General features: G+C 65.6%; 28 protein-coding genes and 1 tRNA gene. 11 read left to right on the top strand and 18 right to left on the bottom strand.

What is annotated here, in order from left to right:
- The 6 genes from AC1DO7_RS11485 to AC1DO7_RS11510 form a co-directional block, all read right to left on the bottom strand.
- Positions 1-295, bottom strand: a 295-nt coding sequence (locus AC1DO7_RS11485; protein WP_477116122.1) for an amidase family protein, incomplete at its 3' end; no start/stop codon positions are given.
- A 28-nt stretch (positions 296-323) separates the two neighbouring features.
- Positions 324-1,304, bottom strand: coding sequence for an ABC transporter ATP-binding protein (locus AC1DO7_RS11490; protein ID WP_441616502.1), 981 nt, complete (start codon positions 1,302-1,304; stop codon positions 324-326).
- Positions 1,305-1,388: 84 nt separating this feature from the next.
- A complete protein-coding gene (locus AC1DO7_RS11495) occupies positions 1,389-2,444 on the bottom strand; it encodes an ABC transporter ATP-binding protein (protein ID WP_441615975.1) in 1,056 nt (351 codons plus the stop codon).
- A 4-nt stretch (positions 2,445-2,448) separates the two neighbouring features.
- Entirely contained in the window at positions 2,449-3,336 is an 888-nt protein-coding gene (locus tag AC1DO7_RS11500) for an ABC transporter permease (protein WP_441615973.1), read from the bottom strand.
- A 25-nt stretch (positions 3,337-3,361) separates the two neighbouring features.
- The gene (locus AC1DO7_RS11505; RefSeq protein WP_441615971.1) at positions 3,362-4,312 is read right to left on the bottom strand and encodes an ABC transporter permease; all 951 of its coding nucleotides are present in this window, start codon (positions 4,310-4,312) and stop codon (positions 3,362-3,364) included.
- A gap of 152 nt (positions 4,313-4,464) precedes the next feature.
- A complete protein-coding gene (locus AC1DO7_RS11510) occupies positions 4,465-6,153 on the bottom strand; it encodes an ABC transporter substrate-binding protein (protein WP_477116123.1) in 1,689 nt (562 codons plus the stop codon).
- 214 nt (positions 6,154-6,367) lie between these two features.
- Here AC1DO7_RS11510 and AC1DO7_RS11515 point away from each other — a divergent pair, with 214 nt between their 5' ends.
- Positions 6,368-7,615: a Zn-dependent hydrolase gene (locus AC1DO7_RS11515; RefSeq protein ID WP_477116124.1), complete on the top strand. Its 1,248-nt coding sequence runs from the start codon at positions 6,368-6,370 to the stop codon at positions 7,613-7,615.
- Between the two features lie 77 nt (positions 7,616-7,692).
- Here the strand turns inward: AC1DO7_RS11515 and AC1DO7_RS11520 are convergent, their stop codons facing one another.
- Positions 7,693-8,532: an IclR family transcriptional regulator gene (locus AC1DO7_RS11520; protein WP_441615965.1), complete on the bottom strand. Its 840-nt coding sequence runs from the start codon at positions 8,530-8,532 to the stop codon at positions 7,693-7,695.
- A gap of 402 nt (positions 8,533-8,934) precedes the next feature.
- On the opposite strand from AC1DO7_RS11520, the gene AC1DO7_RS11525 reads away from it, so the two are divergent.
- The 7 genes from AC1DO7_RS11525 to AC1DO7_RS11555 all read left to right on the top strand — a co-directional run bounded on the left by AC1DO7_RS11525 (position 8,935) and on the right by AC1DO7_RS11555 (position 15,533).
- A complete protein-coding gene (locus tag AC1DO7_RS11525) occupies positions 8,935-9,642 on the top strand; it encodes a GntR family transcriptional regulator (RefSeq protein ID WP_441615963.1) in 708 nt (235 codons plus the stop codon).
- 37 nt (positions 9,643-9,679) lie between these two features.
- Positions 9,680-10,357: a DUF2848 domain-containing protein gene (locus tag AC1DO7_RS11530; RefSeq protein ID WP_441615961.1), complete on the top strand. Its 678-nt coding sequence runs from the start codon at positions 9,680-9,682 to the stop codon at positions 10,355-10,357.
- On the top strand, positions 10,354-11,688 hold the full coding sequence (locus AC1DO7_RS11535) for an amidase (protein ID WP_477116125.1): 1,335 nt from the start codon (positions 10,354-10,356) through the stop codon (positions 11,686-11,688). Before AC1DO7_RS11530 ends, AC1DO7_RS11535 begins: the two co-directional genes overlap by 4 nt.
- Before the next feature lie 102 nt (positions 11,689-11,790).
- Positions 11,791-13,080, top strand: coding sequence for an MFS transporter (locus AC1DO7_RS11540; protein WP_477116156.1), 1,290 nt, complete (start codon positions 11,791-11,793; stop codon positions 13,078-13,080).
- A gap of 239 nt (positions 13,081-13,319) precedes the next feature.
- Positions 13,320-13,406 (top strand) — tRNA-Leu (locus AC1DO7_RS11545).
- A gap of 300 nt (positions 13,407-13,706) precedes the next feature.
- Positions 13,707-14,669, top strand: coding sequence for a tyrosine-type recombinase/integrase (locus AC1DO7_RS11550; RefSeq protein WP_477116126.1), 963 nt, complete (start codon positions 13,707-13,709; stop codon positions 14,667-14,669).
- Positions 14,670-14,780: 111 nt separating this feature from the next.
- A complete protein-coding gene (locus tag AC1DO7_RS11555; RefSeq protein ID WP_477116127.1) occupies positions 14,781-15,533 on the top strand; it encodes an HNH endonuclease in 753 nt (250 codons plus the stop codon).
- Positions 15,534-15,566: 33 nt separating this feature from the next.
- Here the strand turns inward: AC1DO7_RS11555 and AC1DO7_RS11560 are convergent, their stop codons facing one another.
- From AC1DO7_RS11560 to AC1DO7_RS11610, 11 genes are all read right to left on the bottom strand, one after another.
- Positions 15,567-15,866 carry a hypothetical protein gene (locus tag AC1DO7_RS11560; protein ID WP_477116128.1) on the bottom strand — a complete coding sequence of 100 codons (300 nt, stop codon included), beginning with the start codon at positions 15,864-15,866 and terminating at the stop codon, positions 15,567-15,569.
- Entirely contained in the window at positions 15,863-16,285 is a 423-nt protein-coding gene (locus AC1DO7_RS11565; protein ID WP_477116129.1) for a hypothetical protein, read from the bottom strand. Before AC1DO7_RS11565 ends, AC1DO7_RS11560 begins: the two co-directional genes overlap by 4 nt.
- 20 nt (positions 16,286-16,305) lie before the next feature.
- Positions 16,306-16,509 carry a hypothetical protein gene (locus tag AC1DO7_RS11570; protein WP_477116130.1) on the bottom strand — a complete coding sequence of 68 codons (204 nt, stop codon included), beginning with the start codon at positions 16,507-16,509 and terminating at the stop codon, positions 16,306-16,308.
- The gene (locus AC1DO7_RS11575; RefSeq protein ID WP_477116131.1) at positions 16,502-16,744 is read right to left on the bottom strand and encodes a hypothetical protein; all 243 of its coding nucleotides are present in this window, start codon (positions 16,742-16,744) and stop codon (positions 16,502-16,504) included. Before AC1DO7_RS11575 ends, AC1DO7_RS11570 begins: the two co-directional genes overlap by 8 nt.
- On the bottom strand, positions 16,744-16,902 hold the full coding sequence (locus AC1DO7_RS11580; protein WP_477116132.1) for a hypothetical protein: 159 nt from the start codon (positions 16,900-16,902) through the stop codon (positions 16,744-16,746). Before AC1DO7_RS11580 ends, AC1DO7_RS11575 begins: the two co-directional genes overlap by 1 nt.
- Positions 16,899-17,147, bottom strand: coding sequence for a hypothetical protein (locus AC1DO7_RS11585; protein ID WP_477116133.1), 249 nt, complete (start codon positions 17,145-17,147; stop codon positions 16,899-16,901). Before AC1DO7_RS11585 ends, AC1DO7_RS11580 begins: the two co-directional genes overlap by 4 nt.
- Positions 17,148-17,149: 2 nt before the next feature.
- The gene (locus tag AC1DO7_RS11590; protein WP_477116134.1) at positions 17,150-19,867 is read right to left on the bottom strand and encodes a toprim domain-containing protein; all 2,718 of its coding nucleotides are present in this window, start codon (positions 19,865-19,867) and stop codon (positions 17,150-17,152) included.
- 79 nt (positions 19,868-19,946) lie between these two features.
- Positions 19,947-20,195 carry an Ogr/Delta-like zinc finger protein gene (locus AC1DO7_RS11595; protein WP_477116135.1) on the bottom strand — a complete coding sequence of 83 codons (249 nt, stop codon included), beginning with the start codon at positions 20,193-20,195 and terminating at the stop codon, positions 19,947-19,949.
- Positions 20,192-20,383, bottom strand: coding sequence for a hypothetical protein (locus tag AC1DO7_RS11600; protein ID WP_477116136.1), 192 nt, complete (start codon positions 20,381-20,383; stop codon positions 20,192-20,194). The genes AC1DO7_RS11595 and AC1DO7_RS11600 overlap by 4 nt, the downstream gene beginning before the upstream one ends.
- Before the next feature lie 28 nt (positions 20,384-20,411).
- Positions 20,412-20,603, bottom strand: a complete 192-nt coding sequence (locus tag AC1DO7_RS11605) for a hypothetical protein (RefSeq protein WP_477116157.1) — start codon at positions 20,601-20,603, stop codon at positions 20,412-20,414.
- 35 nt (positions 20,604-20,638) lie between these two features.
- Positions 20,639-20,833 (bottom strand): hypothetical protein, encoded by a 195-nt coding sequence (locus tag AC1DO7_RS11610; RefSeq protein ID WP_477116137.1) that lies wholly within the window; start codon positions 20,831-20,833, stop codon positions 20,639-20,641.
- 74 nt (positions 20,834-20,907) lie between these two features.
- Between AC1DO7_RS11610 and AC1DO7_RS11615 the strand changes: the two genes are divergently transcribed.
- The 3 genes from AC1DO7_RS11615 to AC1DO7_RS11625 all read left to right on the top strand — a co-directional run bounded on the left by AC1DO7_RS11615 (position 20,908) and on the right by AC1DO7_RS11625 (position 22,915).
- A complete protein-coding gene (locus AC1DO7_RS11615) occupies positions 20,908-21,330 on the top strand; it encodes a helix-turn-helix domain-containing protein (RefSeq protein ID WP_477116138.1) in 423 nt (140 codons plus the stop codon).
- Positions 21,331-21,457: 127 nt separating this feature from the next.
- A complete protein-coding gene (locus AC1DO7_RS11620; RefSeq protein WP_477116139.1) occupies positions 21,458-22,168 on the top strand; it encodes a hypothetical protein in 711 nt (236 codons plus the stop codon).
- A gap of 42 nt (positions 22,169-22,210) precedes the next feature.
- Positions 22,211-22,915 carry a hypothetical protein gene (locus AC1DO7_RS11625; RefSeq protein ID WP_477116140.1) on the top strand — a complete coding sequence of 235 codons (705 nt, stop codon included), beginning with the start codon at positions 22,211-22,213 and terminating at the stop codon, positions 22,913-22,915.
- The last annotated feature ends 4 nt before the right edge of the window (positions 22,916-22,919 follow it).

Genomic DNA, 22,919 nt, shown 5'->3' on the forward strand with positions numbered 1-22,919 from the left:
GCGAGCCGTAGTGGGCGTTCTTGCCGTTCATCGAGAAGGCCAGTTCGTCGGTATGGGTCTTGCCGACGAAGGCCGCGCCGGCGTCCAGCAGGCGCTGCACGGCGGGTGCGGTGCCGGTCTTGATGCCGGACAGCGCCAGCACATGCGGATTGCCGCCGCCGGTGGGGTAGCCGGCCACGTCGAACAGGTCCTTGGCCGCGAAGGTGAGGCCGTGGAGCGGGCCCGACGGCGCATTGGGGACGTCGGCGGCGGGATACGGCATGAAGGCGCGGGCGGGATGGGTGGCCAGGGACATATCGGTCGGGTTCCTAGTATCGGGATTCTCAGGCGGCAACTTCTGCAACGGCGGGCTCGGACACCAGCATACAGCTCACGCGGTGTCCGTGGCCAAGATCGGTGGCGGCGGGCACCTGGGCCAGGCAGGACGGGCGCGCATGGGCGCAGCGCGGCGCAAAGGTGCAGCCGGGCGGCAGCGCGGCCAGGTCGGGCGGCGAGCCGGCAATGGTCTGCAGCCGCTGGCCGCGGTCCATGCCGTGCTGGCGGCTTTGCAGCAGCGCGATGGTGTAAGGGTGGCGGGCGGCGCGCAGCAGCGTGCGGATCGGCCCTTCCTCGACGATGCGCCCGCCGTACATCACCGCCACGCGGTCGGCGATCTCCACCGCCGCGCCGATGTCGTGCGTGACGAACACGATCGACAGGCCCAGCTCGCGCTGCAGCTCGCGCAGCAGGATCAGCACCTGGATCTGCACGGTGGCGTCGAGCGCGGTGGTGGGTTCGTCGGCCAGCAGCACCTTGGGGCTGGCCGACAGCGCCAGCGCGATCATGGCGCGCTGGCGCATGCCGCCGGACATCTCGTGCGGGTAGGCCGCCAGGCGCCGCTCGGGGCTGGGAATGCGCACCGACTCCAGCGCGCGCAGCGCGCGCTGGCGCGCCTCGGCGGCGGACACGCGCGCATGGGTGCGGATGCACTCGATGATCTGCTGGCCCACCGTGTAGACCGGGTCCAGCGCCAGCAGCGGCTCCTGGAACACCATCGCCACCGTGCCACCGCGCAGGCGCTGCAGCGCGCGCGCATCGAGCGCCATGACGTCGGCGCCGTCGATGCGGATGCTGCCTTCCATGCGCGTGCGGCGSGGCGGRTGSAGGCGCATCAGCGCGCGCAGGGTCACGCTCTTGCCCGAGCCGGACTCGCCGATCAGGGCCAGCGCCTCGCCCGGCGCCACGTCCAGCGACACGCCGTTGACGGCGCGGATGGTCTTGCCGCTGCCGGAGAAAGTCACGCGCAGGTCGCGCACCGATACCATCGGGGCCGTGGAGGCTTGCTGTTCGGTGTTGTTGTCTTGTGGGGTCACTTGTGGGGTCACTTGTGGGGTCACGATAAGCCTCGCTCAGATCCTTGCAGCCAGATGGCGGCTGTGGCCGCCGTCCGCATTGGCCATCAGGCAGGCCACGGGATGCCCGGCCAGCGCGTCGGACAGCACCGGCGCGCGGCGCGCACAGACCGCCTCGGCCATGGCGCAGCGCGGGTGGAAGCTGCAGCCGGATGGCGGGTTGATCGGGTTGGGCGGATCGCCCGCCAGCGGCGCGACCAGGGTGCGGTGGTCCGGGTCGGTGGCCGGCATCGAGGCCAGCAGCGCGCGCGTGTATGGGTGGGAAGGGTTGGCGTAGAGCGTCTCGGTGTCGCCCACTTCGACCACCTTGCCCAGGTACATCACCATCACGCGGTCGCACAGGTAGCGGATCACGTTGAGGTCGTGGCTGATGAAGACGTAGGTGAGGTCGAACTCGGCCTTGAGCTCCAGCAGCAGGTTCAGCACCTGCGCTTCGACCGACTTGTCGAGCGCCGAGACGGCCTCGTCCAGGATCACCAGGCGCGGGCGCAGCACCAGCGCCCGGGCGATGTTCACGCGCTGGCGCTGGCCGCCGGACAGCTCGTGCGGATAGCGCCCGGCGAAGCGCGCCGGCTCCAGGCCCACGCGGTCGAGCAGGGCGCGCGCCCGCGCGCTGGCCTCGGCCGCGCCGATGCCGTGCACGCGCGCGGTGAAGGCGATCGATTCCTCGATGGTCAGGCGCGGGTTGAGCGAGGAGTAGCTGTCCTGGAACACCATCTGCACCTGGCTGCGAAAGCGCTTCATCGGCAACTGCGCCGAGCCCACGCCCTGCGCGTCGAAGATCAGCTCGCCGCTGTCCTGCTCGATGAGCTGCATCAGCAGGCGCGCGGTGGTGGACTTGCCGCAGCCCGATTCGCCCACCACGCCGAGCGTCTCGCCCTTGAGGACCTCGAAGCCGACGCCGTCGACGGCGCGTACCACGCCGGCGCGGCGCCCGGGGATCTTCGACTTGAGCGGGAAATGCTTGACCAGCTCGCGGGCGATCACCAGCGGCTGGGCCGGGCCGCCGACGTCGGCGTTGCGCAGGGCTTGCGGCAAAGTGGTTTCGGTCATGGCGTCAGTCCTTGATTTCCATCGCCGAGCGGATGCCGTCGGCGAGCAGGTTGAAGGAGATCGAGGTCAGGAAGATCATCGCGCCGGGCAGTGCGGCCACCCACGGCTGCGTGTAGATGGCGGTGCGCAGCGTGTTGAGCATCAGGCCCCATTCCGGCTCGGGCGGCTTGACGCCGAGGCCGAGGAAGGACAGCCCCGAGGCCAGGATCATCGACACCGAGATCAGGCTGGTGGCGTAGACGAAGATCGGGCCCAGCACGTTGTTGAGCACGTGCGCGCGCACGATGGTGAGCGACGACGCGCCCGAGGCGCGCGCCGCGTCGACGAATTCGCGGTTGCGCACCTGGGTGGTCACGCTCTCGGCCACGCGCACGATCTGCGGCACGAACACGATGGTGAGCGACAGCAGCGCATTGCCCACGCCCGCGCCCAGCGTGCCCGACAGCGCAATGGCCAGCAGCACGGAGGGGAAGGCGTAGAGGATGTCGACCAGGCGCATGATCACGGTATTGGTCCAGCCGCCGGCGTAGCCCGCCACGATGCCCAGCGCGCTGCCGACCACGAAGGCGATCAGCACCGGCGTGATGCCCATGAACAGCGACAGGCGCGCGCCCAGCATCAGGCGCGAGAGCATGTCGCGCCCGAGTTCGTCGGTGCCAAGCAGGTAGTGCTCGGTGCCGACGGGCTTGAGGCGCTTGAGGATCGACGCGGCGTAGGGATCGGCCGGCATCAGCGCCGGCGCGAAGAGCGCCATCAGCACCAGCGCCAGCAGGATCAGCGCGGCCAGCATGGCCAGCTTGTTGCGCAGCAGGCGCCGGCCGACCGTGGTCCAGTAGCCGGGCGAGCGCTGCACGAGCGGCGCGACGGCGGGCTTCTTCAAAGTCATTTCCATGATGGCTTCCGGTTGGCTTGCTGGGTCAGTTGCGCTGGATGCGGGGATCGAACAGCGTCTGCAGCGCGTCCACCAGCAGGTTCAGCAGCACGAAGAACACGGCCAGCACGAGGATGGTCCCCTGCAGCAGCGGGAAGTCGCGCTGGAAGATCGCCGAATTGAGCAGGAAGCCGGTGCCGGGCCAGGAGAACACGGTCTCGATCAGGATCGAGCCGCCCAGCAGGTAGCCGAGCTGCAGGCCCATCACCGACAGCGCGGTCGGCGCCACGTTCTTGAGCACGTGGCGGAACACCGCGAGCTCGGACAGCCCGCGCGCCTTGAGGCCGACGATGAACTCGTTGGAGAGGATCTCCGCGACCAGCGCGCGGATGGTGCGCGCGACGATGCCCATCGGAATCACCGACATCGTGATCGCCGGCAGCAGCATGTACTGCAGATGTTCCCAGTCCCATTGCCAGTCGGCGGAGCCGCCCGGCCCCGCGCCGGTGGCGGGCAGCCAGCCGAGGAAGACCGAGAATACGATCACCAGCACCATGCCCAGCCAGTAGTGCGGCATGCTGACGCCGAACACCGACAGGAAGGATGCGGTGCGGTCGGCCACGGAATCGCGGAAGTAGCCCGCCACGAAGCCGAACAGGCAGCCGAAGGTAAAGCCGATCAACGTGGCCACGGCGGCCAGGCGCACCGAGTTGACCACCGCGGTCATCACTTCGCTCATGACCGGCCGGTTGGTGGCGATGGAGGTGCCCAGGTCGCCGTGCAGCGCACGGGCGAGCCAGTGCAGGAATTGCTCGAGGAAGGGCTTGTCGAAGCCGTACAGCGCGGTGAGCTGGCGGCGCAGGTCCTCCGAGGCGTCGGGCGGCAGCACCGACACCAGCGGATCGCCCGGCGCGATATGGACCAGCGAGAAGCACAGCAGGGCGACCCCGAGCAGGATGGGGATCGCATAGACGATGCGGCGGAGCAGGTAAGTCATGGGCTTGGCCGGCTAGAGAAAAGGAAAGAGTGGGGCAGGGCAATGCAAGGCGATGCGCTTGTTGTTTCCCCCAATCCCGCTTGTGGGCGAGGGAGCGGGGGGCCAAGCCGGCGCGGCGCATCTCCCCCTTGCGCCCGCACCGGCAACACGGCTCAGTCCATCGACATCGTGGCCAGGTCGATGAACCAGCTTTGCGGCTGCACCACGCCCTTGACCTTCTTCGAGATGGCGCGCGGGCCCACGTCATGCGCAATCAGCACGAAAGGCGATTCTTCCACGATGCGCGCGTGCAACCTGGCCAGCGCGGTGTCGCGCGCCTTGTCATCGAAGGAGGTGCGCGCGGTCTCGATCAACWTGTCGAACTCGGCGTTGCCGAAGTAGCCCCAGTTGTTGGAGACCGGTGGCTGCGTCTTGGTGCTGACGAAGCGGACCATGGCGAAGAACGGGTCCATCGCCGCGAAGCTCACGTTGATGGCGTTGGCGCCGTGCGCGCTCGGGTCCTTGCTGCCGACGCGCCAGTTGGTAAACAGCGTGTTCCACTCGACCACGTCGAAGTCCACGTCGAAGAAGCACTCCTTCAGGTTCTGCTGCACATACTCGTTCATCGGCAGCGGCTGCATCTGGCCCGAGCCCGAGGCAGACACCTGCACCTTGACCTTGAGCGGCTTGGCTGCCGAGTAGCCGGCTTCCGTCATCAGCTTGCGCGCGGCGCTGGCGTCGTACTTGACATCGAACTTGGGATTGCCCCACCACGGGCTGCCCGGCTCGACGATGCCCTTGGCCTCGGCCATGTAGCCGCCCAGCAGCGTCTTCAGGCCCGAGCGGTTGACGCACAGGTTGGCCGCCTCGCGCACGCGCTTGTCGAGCCAGGGCGAGCCGGGCGCGAAGGACAGCTGCCACGGCCACATATGCGGCTGCGCATTGGCGTAGACCTCGAAGCCGCGGCTCTTGATCTGCGCCACGGCGTCAGGCGCCGGCGCCTCGATCCAGTCCACCTGGCCGGACAGCAGCGCGGCGGTGCGCGCATTGGCTTCCGGCATCGGCAGCATCACCACCTTGTCGATCCTGGGCACGCGCTTGCTGTCCCAGTACTGCGCGTTCTTCACCACCTCGAGCCGCTCGCGCGGCACGAAGCGGCTCATCTTGAACGGGCCGGTGCCGGAGGCGTCGGCGGCGAAGGCCACCCATGCCTGCTTGCTGCGTTCGGCCGTATCGGTGACCGAGGCCGGCACCGCGGCGAGCTTTTTCTCCCACTGCGCGGGGGAGGCCATGAACAGGTTGCTCAGGTTGTAGGGCAGGAAGGAGTCGGGCTCGGAGGTGACCAGCTCCACCGTGAGGTCGTCGATCTTCTTGGCCGAGCGCAGCGTCGGCATGCGCGAGGCGGTCACGCCGACCTGGCTGGGGTCGAACTGCCTGGCAGTCTTGTCGAGCACCTTGTTCACGTTCCACACCACGGCGTCGGCGTTGAACGCCGAGCCGTCGTGGAACTTCACGCCGGGGCGCAGCTTGAAGACCCACCTGGTCTTGTCCTTGGCATCCACCTTCCATTCCGTGGCCAGGTCGGGGATCAGCAGGCTCGGGCCGTTGCCCTTGGAGAGATCCCACTGGGTCAGGCCGTCGTACATCGGGATGCCGGTGAACCGGTTGCCTTCGAAGCCCTGGTCGGGCTGGCCCAGCGTGCGCGGGATGTCGGCGGCGGTCATGCCCACGCGCAGCACCTTCTCGGCATGGGCGGCGCCGGGCAGGGCGAGCAGGGAAAGCGAAGTGAGCGCGGCGGCAGCGGCGACGGCTTTCAGGCTGGGTTTCGTGCTTCCGGCGGCGGGGGAAGAAAAAACGGTCACGGGCAGTGCTCCTGGGTGGGGGGAAGGGCGGACGCATCCCTTCAAGCAAGTCATGTGCCAGTTGCCGCGGCACCCGGCCGAGGCAGAGGCGTTGCGGCGACCGGTGTCACGCAGGCGCAAGGGGGGCGTCCGCTTCATGGCTTGTGCCTGCCTTGCCCATGGCCTGCTTTTTGCTGGCCTGTCCTTTCGTTTTCCAACCAACCGGCTTCCCGACATGGACCAGCAACACCTTCCCCGCATCAACGCAACCCGCCTGTGGCAATCGCTGATGGACCTGGCGCAGATCGGCGCCACGCCCAAGGGCGGCGTGTGCCGCATCGCCCTGACCGAGTTGGACCGCCAGGGTCGCGACCTGGTGGTGGGCTGGTGCCGCGAGGCCGGGCTCGAGGTGCGCACCGACGAAGTGGGCAATGTGTTCGCGCGGCGCGCGGGCAGCGATCCCGATGCGGCCGCCGTGGCCACCGGCAGCCATATCGACACCCAGCCCTCGGGGGGCAAGTTCGACGGCAACTTCGGCGTGCTGGCCGGGCTGGAGGTCATGCGCACGCTCAACGACCTCGGCATCGTCACCCGCGCGCCGCTGGAACTGGCCTTCTGGACCAACGAGGAGGGCACCCGCTTCACGCCGGTGATGATGGGCTCGGGCGCCTTTGCCGGCGTGTTCGAGGCCGGGTTCGTGCGCGCCCAGCGCGACCTCGATGGCATCAGCGTGGGCGAGGCGCTGGCGCAGATCGGCTACCGCGGCGAGCATGCGGTGGGCGAGGTGCCCGGCGGCATGTTCGCTGCCTATTTCGAGGCGCATATCGAGCAGGGGCCGGTGCTCGAAGCCGCCGGGCTGCCGATCGGCGTGGTCTCCGGCGCGCTCGGCCAGCAGTGGTACGACGTGACCGTGACCGGGCAGGACGCGCATGCCGGCCCCACGCCGCTGGCGCTGCGCCACGACGCCATGCTGGCGKCCGCGCGCATGATCGACGAGGTCAACCGCATTGCCGTGGCCGAGGCCCCGCATGGCCGCGGCACGGTCGGCTACGTGCACGTGGCGCCCAACTCGCGCAACGTGATCCCGGGCCACGTGGACTTCTCGGTGGACTTGCGCAATCTCTCGCAGGAGGGGCTTGACCGCATGGACGCGGCCATGCGCGCGCAGTTCGCCCGGATCGCGCGCGACGGCGCGGTGCAAGTGGAGATCCGCCAGGTGGTGAAGTTCGAGCCCTGCGCGTTCGCGCCCGCCTGCGTGGACAGCGTGCGGCGCGCGGCCGCGGCGCTGGGGCTGCCGCATATGGACGTGGTCAGCGGCGCAGGCCATGACGCCGTCTACGTGGCCCAGCGCGCGCCGACCGGCATGATCTTCGTGCCTTGCAAGGACGGCATCAGCCACAACGAACTGGAAGACGCGCTGCCCGAGCATGTCGAGGCCGGCGCCAACGTGCTGCTGCAGGCCATGCTGGAGCACGCCCGCTAGCCCGGCCTTTCCCGCTTCCTTCCGCCCCGCTTCATTCCGCCCCGCGCGGCTGTTTCAGGGCACGGCGAAGCAGCCTCTCAGTGGGCGATGGAGCGGGAGATTGCCCATGCGCACTCGATCACCATCGGCGCCAGCTTCTTCTGCGCCTCGGCCATGCTCCAGCGGCTGGCGGGCGGCGATACATGGACCGCGCCCACCGCCTGGCCCTGGCTGTTGACGATGGCCGCGCCAATGCCCATGTCGCCCAGGAACAGTTCCTCGTTGTTGCAGGCATAGCCCACCTTGCGGCAGGCCGCCACGGTCTCGAAGATCGCCGCCACATCGGTCAGCGTGGCCGGCGTGCGCGCAACGCGCGCGGAGCTTTCCAGCATCGCCATCACTTGCTCGTCCGGCAGCGTGCTGAGGTAGGCCCGGCCGCTGCTGGTGCAATACATGGGGATGCGCATGCCAACCGGGGTCAGCACCGGGATGTACTTCGACGTCATGAGCTGCGCCACGTAGACCATGTCCAGGCCGACCGGCTCGGTCAGGTTGGCGGTTTCGCCGCTGGCATTGGCGAGCTGCGACAGATAAGGGCTGGCGGCCTGGATCAGCGCGTCCGCGGACAGGTAGTTGTAGCCAATCTCCATCACCTTCGGGGTCAGGCGAAAGCGCCGCGTCTGCGGATGCTTGGCGACGTAGCCGAGCTTCTCCAGCGTATGCACGGTGCGCTGCGCCGAACTCTTGGTCATGCCGGTGAGCCCGGCCAACTCCGCCAGGGTGAGCGTGCGATGCACCGCACTGAAGGCGCGCAGGACCTCCAGGCCCTTCTCGAGCGACTGGTTGAAAAGCGGGTCCGGGCGGGTGGTGTCCTCGCTGCTTTCTGCGGTGGCCGCCGGCGTGTCGGCGTCCTCGTTTTTTTTGTACTGCCCGGTCATGTTCGCATTTTCCGTCGAGGTCGCATGCAGGTCTGGGCACCATCGCTGGGAGGTCTTGCACCACGATGAATGCATATTGCACCAATATACGACTGAATCGATTATCGATTCTAGGTCGATGTGGACATGATAGAAGGGCTGCGAGTTTTTGGGAATAGCGATAGCGGGCACGGTATTGCGCATCATGCGGGAACGCTTTTGATGGCGCACCGGAAAGCTTTGCCCAGCATGGGTTTGCGGGGAGCTCTCGCCATGCGGCGAAGCGATGCAAGGGCGGCGCTGCGTGGATTCCCGTCGCCTGGCGGTGCCGCAGCCTAGCGTTTACCCTGCGCTTCATCGTGTTGACGATCAGTGAAATATCAGACTAGTATCACAACAACTTCAACACCGCAGGAACGCATCATGGCGAACCCGATCAGGCTCGTTGCCAGTGCCGGCGAACCCGCCGCCGAGAGTGGCGCCGCAAGCCGCGCCGCGACCGGCGCCGCCATGCGCGAGCAGGCCTACGCCGAGATCAAGCGCCGCATCATCGCCTGCGAGTTCCGCCCGGGCGAGCCGCTCAACGAGGCCCAGGTCGCGGGCCTGCTCGGGCTGGGCCGCACGCCTGTCCACCAGGCGCTGCACCGGCTCGAGGTGGAAGGGCTGGTCTCGATCATGCCGCGCAAGGGCGTGCTGGTCTCGCCGCTGTCGCTCAATGAAGTGCTCGACATGATCGAAGTGCGCGCGACCAACGAGGTCCTGTGCGCCACGCTCGCCGCCGAGCGCGGCCACGAAAGCGATTTCAAGGCCATGCGCGAGATCCTCGGCCGTTCGCCGGAGCTGATCGCGCGGCGTGACATTGCCGGCCTGGCCTCGCTCGACCTCAAGTTCCATACCGCCATGTCGGCCGCCTCGCGCAACCGCGTGCTGGCCGACCTGCTGCGCAACCTGCACGAGAAGCAGGCCCGTTTCTGGTTCCTCTCGCTATCCGATCCGCAGCACCTGGAGAACGTCTACCAGGAGCACCTGCTGATCGTCGACGCGCTCGAGCGGCGCGACATCCCGGCGGTGCGCGAGGCCATCCGGGAACACATCGACGAATTCCGGAAGAACATCATCCGGACCATCTGACCCACTGACCGTTTTTCTCCGCAACAGGTAGTACGACATGCCGACACTGCAATTCCAGGTCGCCGGCGAGGGCGCACTCGCCCTCGACATCCAGCGCCTCATCATCGCCGGCTGGACCGGCCGCGACGCCGACGCCGTCAACCATCACATCCGCGAGCTCGAAGAGATCGGCGTCAGGCCGCCCTCGACCGTGCCTTGCTTCTACCCGCTGGCCGCCTCGCTGCTGACCACCGAGACGCTGCTCGAAGTGCCGCGCGAGGATTCCTCGGGCGAGATCGAGTTCGTGCTGCTGGCCGGCCAGGACGCCATGTACATCGGCGTCGGCTCCGACCACACCGACCGCAAGGTCGAGGCCTACGACGTCACCGTCTCCAAGCAGATGTGCGCCAAGCCGCTCGGCACCGAACTCTGGCGCTTTGCCGACGTGGCGGATCACTGGGACCAGCTGCAGATGCGCTGCTGGCGCACCCGCAACGGCCAGCGCGAGCTGTACCAGGAAGGCCTGGTGACGCGCCTGCTCGATCCGCGTGACCTGATCCGGCGCCTCACCGGTGAAGACACGCTGCCGCCCGGCACCGCCATGTTCTGCGGCACGCAGGCGGTGATCGGCGAACTCGGCAGTGGCGAAGCCTTCGAAGTGGAGCTGCACGACCCGGTACGCAAGCGCACCCTGCGCCATGCCTATCGCGTGGCCTGCCTGGCGGTGGCACCATGAGCGCCGCGCAACCGACCATCGCCGCGCTCGCCGCCGAACTCGGCGCGGGGCGCACCACCAGCGTGGCGCTGACCGAGCAGGCGCTGGCGCGCATCGAAGACCATCGCGCTAAGGGCGGCGTCGCCTTCCTGGAGGTGGACGCGGCCGGCGCGCTGGCCGCCGCGCGTGCCGCCGACCAGGCCCGCGCGGCCGGCCTGGTGGCGTCGCCGCTGGCCGGCCTGYCGATTTCCATCAAGGACCTGTTCGACGTAAAAGGGCAGGTGACGCGGGCCGGATCGAAGGCGCTTGCCGGCGCGCCCGCCAGCGCAGACGCAGTCGCCGTGGCGCGCCTGCGCGCAGCGGGCGCCGTGCTGATCGGGCGTACCAATATGAGCGAGTTCGCCTTCTCCGGCCTTGGGCTGAACCCGCACTACGGCACGCCGCGCACGCCGTTCGACGAAGCCCGCATCGCCGGCGGCTCCACCTCGGGCGGCGCCGTCAGCGTGGCGCTCGGCATGGCAGCCGCGGCGCTCGGCACCGATACTGGCGGCTCCATCCGCATCCCCAGCGCATTCTGCGGCCTGACCGGCTTCAAGCCCAGCGCGCGCCGCGTGCCGCTGGATGGCGGCGTACCGCTCTCCACCTCGCTCGACTCCGCCGGCCCGCTGGCACGCTCGGTGGCCTGCTGCGCGGCGTTCGACGCCATCGTCAGCGGCGAGGCCCTGGACAGCAGGCCCGCGCCGCTGGCCGGATTGCGCCTGCTGGTTACGCGCGATTTCGTCTGCGACAGCCTCGACGCCGAGGTCGCCCAGGCCTTCGACGCCACGCTCGACATGCTCGCGCGCCTTGGCGCGCGCATCGTGCCGTTCAATTTCCCCGAACTCAAGCGCCTGCCGGACATCAACGCCGGCGGCGGCCTGACCGCGGCCGAGGCGTGGCACTGGCACAAGCAACTGCTGGCCGAACGCGGCGGCGATTATGACCCGCGCGTCGCCATGCGCATCCGCCGCGGCGAGCAGCTCGGCGCCGCCGACTACCTCGACCTGCTGGCCGCGCGCCGCGCCATGCAAGCGCGCGCCGCCGGGCTGCTGCGCGAGGCCGACGCCTGGCTGATGCCCACCGTGGCCGTACGCCCGCCACGGCTGGATGCGCTGCAAAGCGACGAAGCCTTCTTCGCCACCAACGGCCTCGTGCTGCGCAACGCCAGCGTGATCAATTTCCTCGACGGCTGCGCCGTCTCGCTGCCGCTGCCGGTGGCCGGGCAGGGCATCGGCCTTGGCGTGTGCGGCCTCAACGGGCAGGACGCGCGCGTGCTGCAGGTAGCGGGCGCCATCGAGACCGTGCTTCAGTAATCCAGGAACGAACCGAGGGCCGCAGCCACGCAGCGCGGCCCCGCCATCCACACCCAAGGAGTTACACCGATGACCACCGTGATGACCGGAGCCCCCGACGCGATGGCGCCCGCCGCCGCGCCCAGCGCCGCCGAGCGCGACCACGCCTACCGCAAGATCGCGGTGCGGCTGATTCCCTTCCTCGTCTTCCTGTTCGTGCTGGCCTGGATCGACCGCGTCAACGTCGGCTTCGCCAAGCTGCAGATGCTGCAAGACCTGCAGTTCAGCGAAGCCGTGTACGGCTTCGGCGCCGGCATCTTCTTCRTCGGTTATTTCCTCTTCGAAGTCCCCAGCAACCTGCTGCTGGAAAAGATCGGCGCGCGCCGCACGCTCGCGCGCATCACCATCCTGTGGGGCCTGGCGTCGATGGCGATGATCTTCGTCAAGACTCCCATGCAGTTCTACGCGCTGCGCTTCCTGCTCGGCATCTTCGAAGCCGGCTTCTTCCCCGGCGTGGTGCTCTATCTCACCTACTGGTTCCCCGCCCAGCGCCGCGCCCGCATCAACGGCCTGTTCATGACCTCGTTCGCCATCGCCGGCGTGATCGGCGGCCCGCTTGCCGGCTTCATCATGAGCCGCATGGAAGGCGTCGAAGGCCTTGCCAACTGGCAATGGCTGTTCGTCATCGAAGGCATCCCCTCGGTGCTCGCCGGCATCGCCGTGCTCATGTTCCTGCCAGAAAAGCCCGCCAGCGCCAACTGGCTCACCCAGGGCGAGCGCGATCTCGTCAGCCGCGAGATCGAAGCCGAGAACCGCGACCCCGCCAAGCACTCATCCCTGCGCGACGCCTTCGCCAACGCCCGCGTCTGGATCTGCGCCGCCATCTACTTCTGCGTGGTCAGCGGCAACGCCACCATCGCCTTCTGGTCGCCGTCCATCATCAAAGAGCTCGGTGTGCAGGGCAATCTCCAGATCGGCCTGGTCTCCGCCATCCCCTTCATCGCCGGCACCATCGCCATGGTCTGGAACGGCATCCACTCCGACCGCACCGGCGAACGCCGCCTGCACTGCGCCCTGGCGACACTCATGGCCGCCGCCGGCCTCGTGCTCACCGGCATGTGGCTGCACAGCGCCGTGCTCGCGCTCGTCGCCCTGACCATCGCCTCCGTAGGCATCCTCGCCGCCTTCCCCGTATTCTGGTCCCTGCCGTCCGCCTTCCTCGCCGGCACCGCGGCCGCCGGCGGCATCGCCCTGATCAACTCCATCGGCAACCTGGCCGGATTCGTCGCCCCGTACATGATCGGCTGGTTCAAGACCAGCACCGGCCAGCTATCCTCCGGCCTGTACTTCGTCGCCGCCCTCGAAGCCTGCGCCACCGTCCTTGTACTCTCCTGCATCAAGGGCAAGCGCTGAAACCGTGGGCAGCGCACGTTGATTGCGCCGATGCAGGCAAGGGGCTGGATTCCCCGCGCGCTTTGCGCTAGAATCCGCAGCCTCGTTGCGCTGCATGCGCAAAGTGCGCCGGCAGCACAGGAAACACAAGCCAGGCGGGCAGTCTTGCCCGCCGCTTCTGTGACCTCACACGCTGCCCGGCCCGCCTGCAACGCCAGCGAGCACAGCGGCCTCCCGCCAGGGATGCGCCCGCAGGGACTGCGAGGGTGGCGAAATTGGTAGACGCACCAGGTTTAGGTCCTGACGCCAGCAATGGTGTAGGGGTTCGAGTCCCCTCCCTCGCACCACCCACCCCTTTCCGCAGTACACAAATCCACACCAAAGTAGACCGCAAACCTAAGCCCCACAAGGGTTTCTAGGGTTTTGCACGTCCTCGCTTTCGTGTCGGGAAAGCCGCACAAAAACCCACGAAACTACGCGTGACTACGTGTAAATTACGCGCGCACTACGCGTGCCGGGTACACTCCTGCATGCTGAACACACCACAATATCGGGATTTCTGAGCGCGCCTGCTCTGGCTCCGGGGGCTACGGAGTGTTTGTGCAATGGCAAGTCTGAGGAAAAGTGGCGCAGGGTGGATAGCGTCGGTGTATGTCAAAGGCAAACGAGAAAGTCGGGCCTTTAGCACCAAGGCATCGGCCCAGGCTTGGGCCATCCAGCGGGAAGCGGAACTGCACTCGCTGGCCGATGGTCTAGGCAGTCAGACGCATACCGTCGGTGACGTACTCGACCGCTACCAACGCGAAGTCAGCCCCCAGAAGCGGGGCAAGCGCTGGGAGATCTACCGGCTCGAGCTCATTGGCAAGAAAGAGATCGACGGCAAGCCGTTTCGCTCGATCCGGCTCGCCGACCTGAAGGTTCAGCACATCACCGCCTGGCGCGACGCCCGATTGCGCGAAGTATCGGGGGCATCCGTGTCCCGCGAGATGTGCCTCCTCTCTCATGCACTCAAGGTGGCCCGGGACGAATGGGGCTGGCTGATTACCGACCCCATGAAGCCGGTGCGCCGGCCGCCAGACAGCCGGCCCAGGGCGCGACGCATCTCCGAGGCTGAGGTTGCCGCGATCACGGCGGCCTTGGGCTATCAGGAGGGGCTGCCCGTCGTCTTGCCCAAGCAACGCGTTGCAGTGGCCTTTCTGTTCGCCATCGAGACGGCTATGYGCTCAGGCGAGATCCTGGGGCTGACCAGTCAAGCGGTCGACCTGGCAGCCCGGGTGGCCCATCTTCCCCTCACCAAGAACGGCGGTGCGCGCGACGTGCCGCTATCGAGCCGTGCTATCGAGCTGCTGCAGTTGTTGCCGGCGGTCGGGGAGGGCAAACCGCTTTTCAACCTGACGAACAGCAGTCGGGACGCGCTTTATCGGGTGGGACGGGATAGGGCGGCGGTGGGGGATGTGACTTTTCACGATACGAGGCATGAGGCGATCACCAGGCTTGCCAAGAAGATCCCGGTGCTCGACCTGGCGCGGATGACTGGGCATACCAATCTGAATGAACTGATGACCTATTACAACGCTAGCGCGGCGGAGATTGCGCGGCTGTTGGTGTAGGGGGAACCATGCATATCGAGTTCGTAGTACATTCTTGGCACGCGCCCGTGATCTAGGTAACGGGAGCACAAAGATTACTACTGGTATATATAAATCCGGGACATTGCAGCCATGATCGAGACGGGAATAGTAGTCCATTGGACTTCTGGAGACGAACTGATTTTTATCAATCCAAATGATATTGATGATGGTCCCATTTCAGTTGAATCGATAGAGAGTTGGAGTCGAAAGGGCGGGCGGCAGGACTGGGCGTCCTATAAATCTAACGGATCGGCCAAGAAGCAGGGGGAGAAGATGGTTCTGCGATTGCGATATGAGCAAGCGGAGCAGGAAGATCCCAAGGCAAAAGAATACGCAAGATGGGGCGCTTCTACCATTGAGTGGACGGCTGGCGCATCAAGCGGAAAGGCCACGTGGAAAGACGACGGCGACAGCTACTACAATGGAGAGGTCGCTATCGATCTCCTTTATGGGAACGAGTCGAAGAAGCGCAATCTTGAAGTTATCTCCAGATTTAGTCGCCCAGATCAGGCGATGCTGCGAAAAATATTGGTAAGCGTGGATGGCCGCTGCGCGATTTCGGGAGAGACCCAATTAGAAGCGTTAGAGGTTGCTCATATCCGTGCAGTTAAGAATGAAGGCGCTGAGCATCTTGGTAACGCTATTCTTCTGAGAGCCGATTTACACAAAATGTTCGATGCTGGTCTATTCGCTATCGAGACTACCGAGGCAGGGCCTGTCGTCAGGCTGAACGGGGGATCAACGATTTCAACGTCTTACGCTGAGCTTTTTGGAAGCGCCGATCTTTCTAGATCAGCGCTAAATCGCGTGCGGGCAGCGCTCAAGCAGGAAGCAAACTCCTGAACGTTGTCGCGCCCACCCTGTAGGTTTGCCAACCTAGCCCGTCCTGCGACGCCTTCCCGCGGAAACTTCTCGATGTGATTCAGTCCAGGCGATCACTTCGGCCGCTTTCCAGCGGGGATGGGCGGTGGCCTTGCTTCCCGCAGCCGTGGGGAGGCGAATTGGCCGCGGGAAGCCGGGTAAGCAAACGACTCGCTCGCGTACCACCTGCGCGGGCCGCTGTAGGTAGGCGGCAATCGCTTCGGTGCTCCACAACTGGACGTTAAACGGTACCGCCGGCAAGACGCGCTCGGCGACGGCGGCAGCAATGCGATCAATCAAATCTGCGTCGCTCATTGCTGTCTCCCATACTCGGCAGGCCTCGCAACGGAATCCACAGCCGCGTCCGCTTCCTCGCCACTCACATAGTCCTCGCTCTGCAGCCCAGACGGCACGGCGATGCAAGGCACACCGGCGGCGCCGAGCTGCTCCACAGGCACATCGCGCAGCTTCAGGTACCGCGCAGCATTCTCCCTCGCCGCATGGAACGACGCGTGCTGAACATGCCCACCCTGCCAGTTCCACAGCGGCGCCGGCGTCATCCGCAGCCACCGGCAGATGATCTCCCGGCCGATCTGCTCCGCCAGGTGGCACGCGGCCGGATCGCCGAACGGCGCGGGGTTGGCCTGTGYGACGTACCACAGCGTGGCGAGGCGCTCGTCGCTCTGCTGAGCGAGCCGGTGTTCATCGATAGTGATGGTGATCTCGTGCTTCATGGGTTGACCCTCCTGCAATATCAATCCTCAAAATCGCCGCCAGCGCGGCGCTTCATATCCGCCGGCCGCCGGGCCGTCCGCTGACGGTCCCGCGCCGCCATGGCGCCAGCCGCTGCCGTCAGCGCCCGGCGCACCAGGTCGGACATGGCTTCGAACGGGGTAGCGATGCGCATGGCGCGGTGCGCTCGGCGCAGATCGGCTTCGGTGAGCTCGGGCTTAGCCATYGTGGTCTCCAGGGCGGAGGAAGCCGCTCCAAACGCCTCGGCCATAGCAGAGCGTGAAGAACAGGCTTACCGCGAACATGCCGGCCTCGCCGGTGGCGTGGGTCAGGTACAGCCAGGCAGGCTGGCCGAGCAGGCCGGCCAGGGCCGCCCAGCGTGCCCGCGAAGGGCCGGCGTTGAACAGGAACACGGACACCAGCGCGGTAACGATCATCCATAGGTTGAGCAAAGCCAGCATCAGGCAGTCCTCCCGATCGCGCGGGCGCGGCAGAAGCGAGGCGGTTCGGTCAGGTGGTCTAGCGCGCCGAGCTGGGCATCCAGGCGCGTGCGCGCAATGGCGGTGAACTGCATGCGCACGCCAGCGTGTGACACGATGTAGACGAGATACGCACTCATGCCGGCTCTCCGTCGGATTCAGGAACTGGGGGCAGGACCACCGGCTCGCTCGCCGTCAGGGTGTGACAGCCTTCTTCCAGATGGATCACCAGCGTGTAGTGGTTGCCATCGTGCAGCGTGAATTCCAGTCTCTGAGTGGCGAACATGCACGCCGGCATGCCATTGCTGCCACCGCTCTTCCGGAACCGGACTGGTTTCGCGACGATCTTGGCCGCGGCGCAAAGGCTGGTTTCAATGGACAACATGCTCAAGCTCCTTTGTGTGCCGACCGGTCGCCCTCGAAGACCCAGCACTTCACAGTGGCGGGCTTCTTCGGCGACATCGGATACTCGGCGTTGTGGTGCGCGTTGATAGCGCTGTTGACCACCCGCAGGTCGACAAACTTGCGATGCCGCGATGTCTTGAGCACGCGCTTCAAGTCGGCAAGCGGGGGGATGTGGAGGCGGCGGTCGTTCGCCACCTGTTCGAAGTGCCGCAGGCTGACGGCGATGACGCCATCGCCGCGGGCATGGTTGAGCACCGGCCGGTCGTCGTCGGCCGATTCGATGTGGTCGTAGATTTCCCAGAATTCCTGCACCAGCGGGTGATCGGCGCCGATAGCCTGCTGGCGCTCGGCCGCCATGGTGGTGATCTGGCGCAGCGTGGCGTCGCGGTACTCCTTGCGCAGGGGCAAGACATGCCCGAGGCAGTCCACCAGCGCCATCAGCTGCGCATGGTTCTTGACCAGGCGCGGGTGCTTCACGTCCGGGTGCTTCGCTAGGTGCTCCTGGTACACCGGCGTGCGCTCCGCGAAGTCCTGCAGGATTTCGCGCTCCTTCATCGCAGCGGTCAGCAGGAAGCCGGATACGTCCTCGACGGGGATCTGCTCGATGGCCTTGGCGGCCTCCAGCGTGTCAGGGTTCTGGCCGGCGCGGTCGAAGTACAGATGGACGATCCGCTGCAGCACGGCCTCGCTGGCGTTCACCTCCGCGTTCTGGCTGATGACCACGGCGCCGCGGAAGGGCGGCTCGTAGGTTTCGTTGCCGCCGTTCTTGATGCCGCGGGCGCGCACGCTGCGGCCGTTGTACGCGGTCTTGAGCTCGTCCCAGTCGAAGCCACGCGCCTTGGCGCCATCGTCGCCACGGTCGCCCTCGATCAGCACCACCGGCAGGTTGGCCACCTGGGCAAAGTTGCGCGCGCGCGCCGCCAGGGATGACTTCGAAGGATCGAAGCCCTCGTAGTCGCGCCGGCCGCACAGCTTCCACAGGAATTCGATCAGCGTGGTCTTGCCTGCGCCCGGCTCGCCGACCACTTCCAGGAACGGATAGCTCTTGTGCTTGATGCCGTCGCCCTCGCGGATTTGCTCGGCAAACAGGCTGCCCAGCCAGAAGGCCAGCGCCACCAGCGCCTTGGCGCCGAAGGCGCGCCATAGCAGGTCCAGCCAGTCTTGCCTGAACTCCTTGAGCGTGGCGTTCAGCGTGAGGCCGGCGGAGCCGCTGATGGTCTTGATGGACAGGCGGCCCACGTCGAAGAAGTCCTCGTCGTTGAGCAGGTGGAGCGTGCCGTCCTTCACCGCCACATCCGCAAACACGTAGCATCCGTGCTCCTTGCTATAGCCCACGAAGTCGATGGTCTGCACGCTCTTGATGCGCTGCATCTGACCCTTGAGATACTMGTCGAGCTGGCCGTTGGAGCCTGTATAGAAGGCGCCCGGCGCCACGGCCAGMAGGCGCTTCTTGAACTCGCCGGCGGAGGCGATCTGCGCGCTGGTAAAGGTGTTCTTGATCGGCGCCGCATCGTGCGGGAAGGCGACGCGGAAGTAGTACCAGCTCTCGTCGGTGAGCGTGTTGGCCTGGTAGTAGAGTGCCGTGGGCAGGCAAGTGGCGATGTTGACCACCACGCCGGCCTTGAGCATGGCTTGCTCGCGCACTTCGTGCTCCGGCATGTCGCCGTGCGCCTCGCGGATGGCGTAGGCCTCGCGGTTGAGCGCCTCGATGTCGAGCTTGAACCAGTAGAGGCGGTTGTCGAATTCGAAAGCGAACTGGCTCGCGCTGCCGCGGCCGTAGATCAGCCGCGCCTTCTCCGCCGGCGATTCCGCCGTCAGCAGGGCGCCCAGGTGGCGATACTCGTCCAGGTCCGTGGCACGCAGCAGCCCGCGCTGGTGCATGTCGTTCCAGTCGAGCTTCCTGCTGCCGGCCGACTTCGTTTGCGCGGCGGTCGCGGTCCAGCCTTCATCGCGGCTGCGGGCCAGCCATTGCCGGGTGAAGCGCCGCCCGGCCTTGTCGCTGTCCAGCGCCCACACCAGCGTGGGCCGCTTGCGCTCCAGCGCGGCGAGCTGCTCGAGCAACGCGGCCAGGGCCTTGGCCGGATAGTTGTTGCACGACAGGGCGGCGACGGCGGGAATGCCGTTGAGCCACAGCGCGATGGCATCGAAGATGCCCTCCACGATCCAGAGTTCGTCCACGGCGGCCGTGTTCAGGACGGGCGGCTGCCACCAGGTGCCGCCGTAGCTGCCGTGGAAGTTGGCCTTGCGCGAGCCGAAGCGGTGCGCCTGGTCGATGATCCGCTCCCAGTGCGCGCCTGCGCCGAGCGAGAAGCGCACGGTGGCGCTGCCGATCTTGAGCTCGTGGCTGTAATAGCTCTCCTGCGTGTACCAGGTGCTGACCTTGTCCAGGTCGAAGCCGCGGCCGTCGCGCATATAGGCATCGGCCGCCGCCTTGGGGTTCTCCGGCGTGGCCTGGAAGCGGTCGCTCCAGTTGTCGAACAGGTCCGGGTACAGATCCCGGATATGCAGCTCGGCGCCGCAATGGTTCTGCCGGTTGCAGCGGATGACCCACGGCCTGTCTCCAAAGCCCCAGAGCGCCTTGCGGCCGCAGGCCGGGCACTTGCCGTCCTCCAGCTTGTCGCCGGCGGCGGTGCGTTTTTGCTTGAAGCCGTAGTCGCGCAGCAGGCGGCTGGTGACGTCGGCGTGGAGTGATGGGTTCATGAGTCTCGGGGCAAAAGGATTCCCTCACGCCCCGGAGGGGGCATGAAGCAGGCAATCGAAAAGAAAGCGGGCTAGGCCGCTAGGTCGGCAGCAGATCCATCTGCCGCCCGTCGCTCATGCCCGGGCGAGGCTTGCCCATCGGCAGATACGCCTTCGGGTTGGGCTTCATGCTGGGGGCGATGGTGTGGACCGCTGTCTGGATGACCTTGCAGGTATGGGCACACTCGACGTTAGGACACTGCGCGTATCCCTCTTTCGACAGCAGCGACACCGTGCGGCTGGTGCGGAAGACCATGAGCGTTCCGCAATGTGGGCAGTTCATCCTCATTTCGATCTCACTGGTTTGACCGGGTACAGCGCACGCCCTCGCCCGGTGATTGACTTTGCACTGCGCCGCAGGTGCATCTTCACAAGCCACTCGGCGGCCTGGTGCACGGATTCGAGCCCTTGCTGTGCGCGTACACGCTCCAGCACTGCGAGCTGTTCTTCAGTCCAGCTGGTTTCGAATTCGGGCATCTTTTGAGCGGCTCTTCGGCGGCTTCGCTTACGCGGAGCCCTCATTTACAGTTGCCTCAAGGCCGAGCAGGTGTTCGGCCGCGAGCAATGCAAGCTGGCGAACCAACGCCGCCGGCTGTTCGCCTTGATAGCGAGCCAATGCGGTGATGACGTCGTACTCCAGGTCATCGAAGCGCAGGGTCAGTCGGTTATCTCGTACTCGTTTCGGATCGGGATACATGCCAGTCTCTGGAGAAATGGGAATGATCACGACGCTCAAGAAGAGCGGCTCTTCTTCACAGGCAGGCTCGCCAGCACTAGCAGCCGAGCCATACCCGCGAGCGAGCGGCCTTCTGCTGCTGACAGGTCCTTAACTGCCTTCATTTCTGATGGCATCAGCCGCAGGGCGATGGGCTTGTCAGTCAGGACGCCGCGCGGCGAACGAGTCGCCGGAGCTTTGGCTTTAGGCATGGCGGATATACTTGTGTAAGTTAGCGTTGCACAACAAATTATATGCACCAAACGGTGCATTTTACAACACTAAAATGAACCAAGCGGTGAGTATTGGGGGCCGACTGGCCGAGGAGCGAAAGCGGAAAGGCTGCAATCAGGCCGCTTTCGCGGCCATTGGCGGCGTCTCAGTCAAGACTCAGGTTCTCTACGAGAAGGCCGAGCGCGTCCCGGACGCAAACTACCTGGCAGCCATAGCAGGCGCGGGCGTTGACGTTCTTTATGTTCTAACTGGCGTGCCCAGTTCGGCCTCTCTAGCCGCTGAGGAAGCGGCCATCCTGGCGGGTTATCGTCTACTCGATGCGCGCGGCCGAGCCGGTGTGCTCGCATTGATCGGCGGCATGCAGCCAGATGAGGGAAGCGGCAGTGTTCGTGTGAAAGGCAAAGTTGGCCAATACGTTGAGGGCAACGTCACCGCGCCATTCACCATCGAAATGGGCAAACGCAAGAAGGACTGAGGTGATGCGGTCTGGACCGCTCTGAACGTCGAAGAAGTCATCGAAACACAGAGAGCTAGCGCAAAGACGCAAGCCGATATCGGGAATGCAACCGGGGCCACTCAGGAATGCATTTTTTGACGGATCGATGAATAGCAAGGACATAGCAATCGACGGCGACGTGGGTCAGTTTGTCGCTCGAAACGTGATTCACGAAGGTGCCAGCGCCAGCAACCACACAAGCAACGTCATCACGATTAGTACCGGCGAGCCATTACCTCCGGTCAGGACGATTACGGACTTGCAGCGCAAGCGCATCGCGGCCAAGGTCAAGGAAGTCATGCAGGTCGCAGGCATCGAGCGCCAGCTTGATGTCTACTCGGTCGTTCTGACCGATTTCGGCATCGAGAAAATCCTCGACTTGCCTTGTGGCCAGTTTAGGAGCGTGATGGAGATGCTCGACAACTGGATCCTGGAAGCGAGAGGCGAACTGCCCGGCTCCCCCAATAGGCAACCGGAAGCAGTTACGGCCGAGCGTTCCCAGTGCGCAGGTTGTGCCGCGCTTTCTGCGGGTCATGACAGCACCCGCCAGACGCTCCGCATTCTTAAAGGCAGTGCCATAGCAGCGCTGGGGCTAGCCGCCTATAGCCTTTACGCCAGCGCTTTGCGACCCGCAGTGGAAGCAGTTGGCTCCTCGACTCCCCACTCATGCCGCTACGATGGAAAGGAACACACCATTGGCGGCATGGTACGCATGCCGGACACCAACATTTACGAATGCGCTGTTCTGGCTACCAACGGAGACATGGCAAGCTGGATACCTTCCCGGAGCGTAGGCGGCGGCAAGCCCCGCCAGTAGTGGTGCCAGGCACGAAGCGGCAAACCAATAACGGAGAAACCTATGGCAATGGTCAACTGCAAGGAATGCAAGAAGGAAATATCCAACAAGGCTGCGGCATGCCCGCATTGTGGGGCTAAGAATCCGGGCACGAGAGTACGCGATGTCCTCGCTGGACTGGTAGTGGTTATCATCGGCGCCTGGATTCTTAGCCAGTGTGTTGGTGGCGAGTCGAAGACCAAGGACCCAGCAGAAGCTAAAGCTGCCGCAAGCGCGCCCGCCACGGCACAAGCGGAAAAACCGCTTCCGGAGTCGTCAAGGCCGACCATAGGTCGTAGCACAGCCACAATTTTGGGCGACCTCCCTACAGCTGAGCGCACCTCGAACCCGCTCAAGGATGGGACGCTGCGTGAGTCAATTAAGCTTACCAAATACCTCCATCTTGAAACCATAGGTAACAAGGCAGACCTGCTGCGCTATAGCTTGATGTTCGGGCTACCGAGCGACGACAAAGTTGGAAGCGTCGAGACAGGGCTGACGGCCGCAGTTGTGCTTGCCAATACGTTTCCGAGTTGGGGAAAGAAAGAGGGTGACAACGCCATGACCTGGATCGGTGACGCGACCAAGAAGCTCAGCTCAAATATCAAAAGGAATAAGGACGAACCCGAACCCGTAGTCATGGAGCGAGACGGGTTGCGTGTCAACTATTCGGCCGTGCCGAGCCTCGGCATCTTCTTCATCACCGTTGAGCCGATGGAGAAGATCTAAGACG

It is taken from the genome of Cupriavidus sp. 05N40, from assembly GCF_056397305.1.

What these genes read in the sequence shown, in the direction of transcription:
- AC1DO7_RS11495 (WP_441615975.1), bottom strand. Translation starts at nt 2,444, where the DNA reads ATGACCGAAACCACTTTGCCGCAAGCCCTGCGCAACGCCGACGTCGGC.
- AC1DO7_RS11500 (WP_441615973.1), bottom strand. Translation starts at nt 3,336, where the DNA reads ATGGAAATGACTTTGAAGAAGCCCGCCGTCGCGCCGCTCGTGCAGCGC.
- AC1DO7_RS11505 (WP_441615971.1), bottom strand. Translation starts at nt 4,312, where the DNA reads ATGACTTACCTGCTCCGCCGCATCGTCTATGCGATCCCCATCCTGCTC.
- AC1DO7_RS11520 (WP_441615965.1), bottom strand. Translation starts at nt 8,532, where the DNA reads ATGACCGGGCAGTACAAAAAAAACGAGGACGCCGACACGCCGGCGGCC.
- AC1DO7_RS11525 (WP_441615963.1), top strand. Translation starts at nt 8,935, where the DNA reads ATGGCGAACCCGATCAGGCTCGTTGCCAGTGCCGGCGAACCCGCCGCC.
- AC1DO7_RS11530 (WP_441615961.1), top strand. Translation starts at nt 9,680, where the DNA reads ATGCCGACACTGCAATTCCAGGTCGCCGGCGAGGGCGCACTCGCCCTC.
- AC1DO7_RS11555 (WP_477116127.1), top strand. Translation starts at nt 14,781, where the DNA reads ATGATCGAGACGGGAATAGTAGTCCATTGGACTTCTGGAGACGAACTG.
- AC1DO7_RS11560 (WP_477116128.1), bottom strand. Translation starts at nt 15,866, where the DNA reads ATGAGCGACGCAGATTTGATTGATCGCATTGCTGCCGCCGTCGCCGAG.
- AC1DO7_RS11570 (WP_477116130.1), bottom strand. Translation starts at nt 16,509, where the DNA reads ATGGCTAAGCCCGAGCTCACCGAAGCCGATCTGCGCCGAGCGCACCGC.
- AC1DO7_RS11580 (WP_477116132.1), bottom strand. Translation starts at nt 16,902, where the DNA reads ATGAGTGCGTATCTCGTCTACATCGTGTCACACGCTGGCGTGCGCATG.
- AC1DO7_RS11585 (WP_477116133.1), bottom strand. Translation starts at nt 17,147, where the DNA reads ATGTTGTCCATTGAAACCAGCCTTTGCGCCGCGGCCAAGATCGTCGCG.
- AC1DO7_RS11595 (WP_477116135.1), bottom strand. Translation starts at nt 20,195, where the DNA reads ATGAGGATGAACTGCCCACATTGCGGAACGCTCATGGTCTTCCGCACC.
- AC1DO7_RS11600 (WP_477116136.1), bottom strand. Translation starts at nt 20,383, where the DNA reads ATGCCCGAATTCGAAACCAGCTGGACTGAAGAACAGCTCGCAGTGCTG.
- AC1DO7_RS11605 (WP_477116157.1), bottom strand. Translation starts at nt 20,603, where the DNA reads ATGTATCCCGATCCGAAACGAGTACGAGATAACCGACTGACCCTGCGC.
- AC1DO7_RS11610 (WP_477116137.1), bottom strand. Translation starts at nt 20,833, where the DNA reads ATGCCTAAAGCCAAAGCTCCGGCGACTCGTTCGCCGCGCGGCGTCCTG.
- AC1DO7_RS11615 (WP_477116138.1), top strand. Translation starts at nt 20,908, where the DNA reads ATGAACCAAGCGGTGAGTATTGGGGGCCGACTGGCCGAGGAGCGAAAG.
- AC1DO7_RS11620 (WP_477116139.1), top strand. Translation starts at nt 21,458, where the DNA reads ATGAATAGCAAGGACATAGCAATCGACGGCGACGTGGGTCAGTTTGTC.
- AC1DO7_RS11625 (WP_477116140.1), top strand. Translation starts at nt 22,211, where the DNA reads ATGGCAATGGTCAACTGCAAGGAATGCAAGAAGGAAATATCCAACAAG.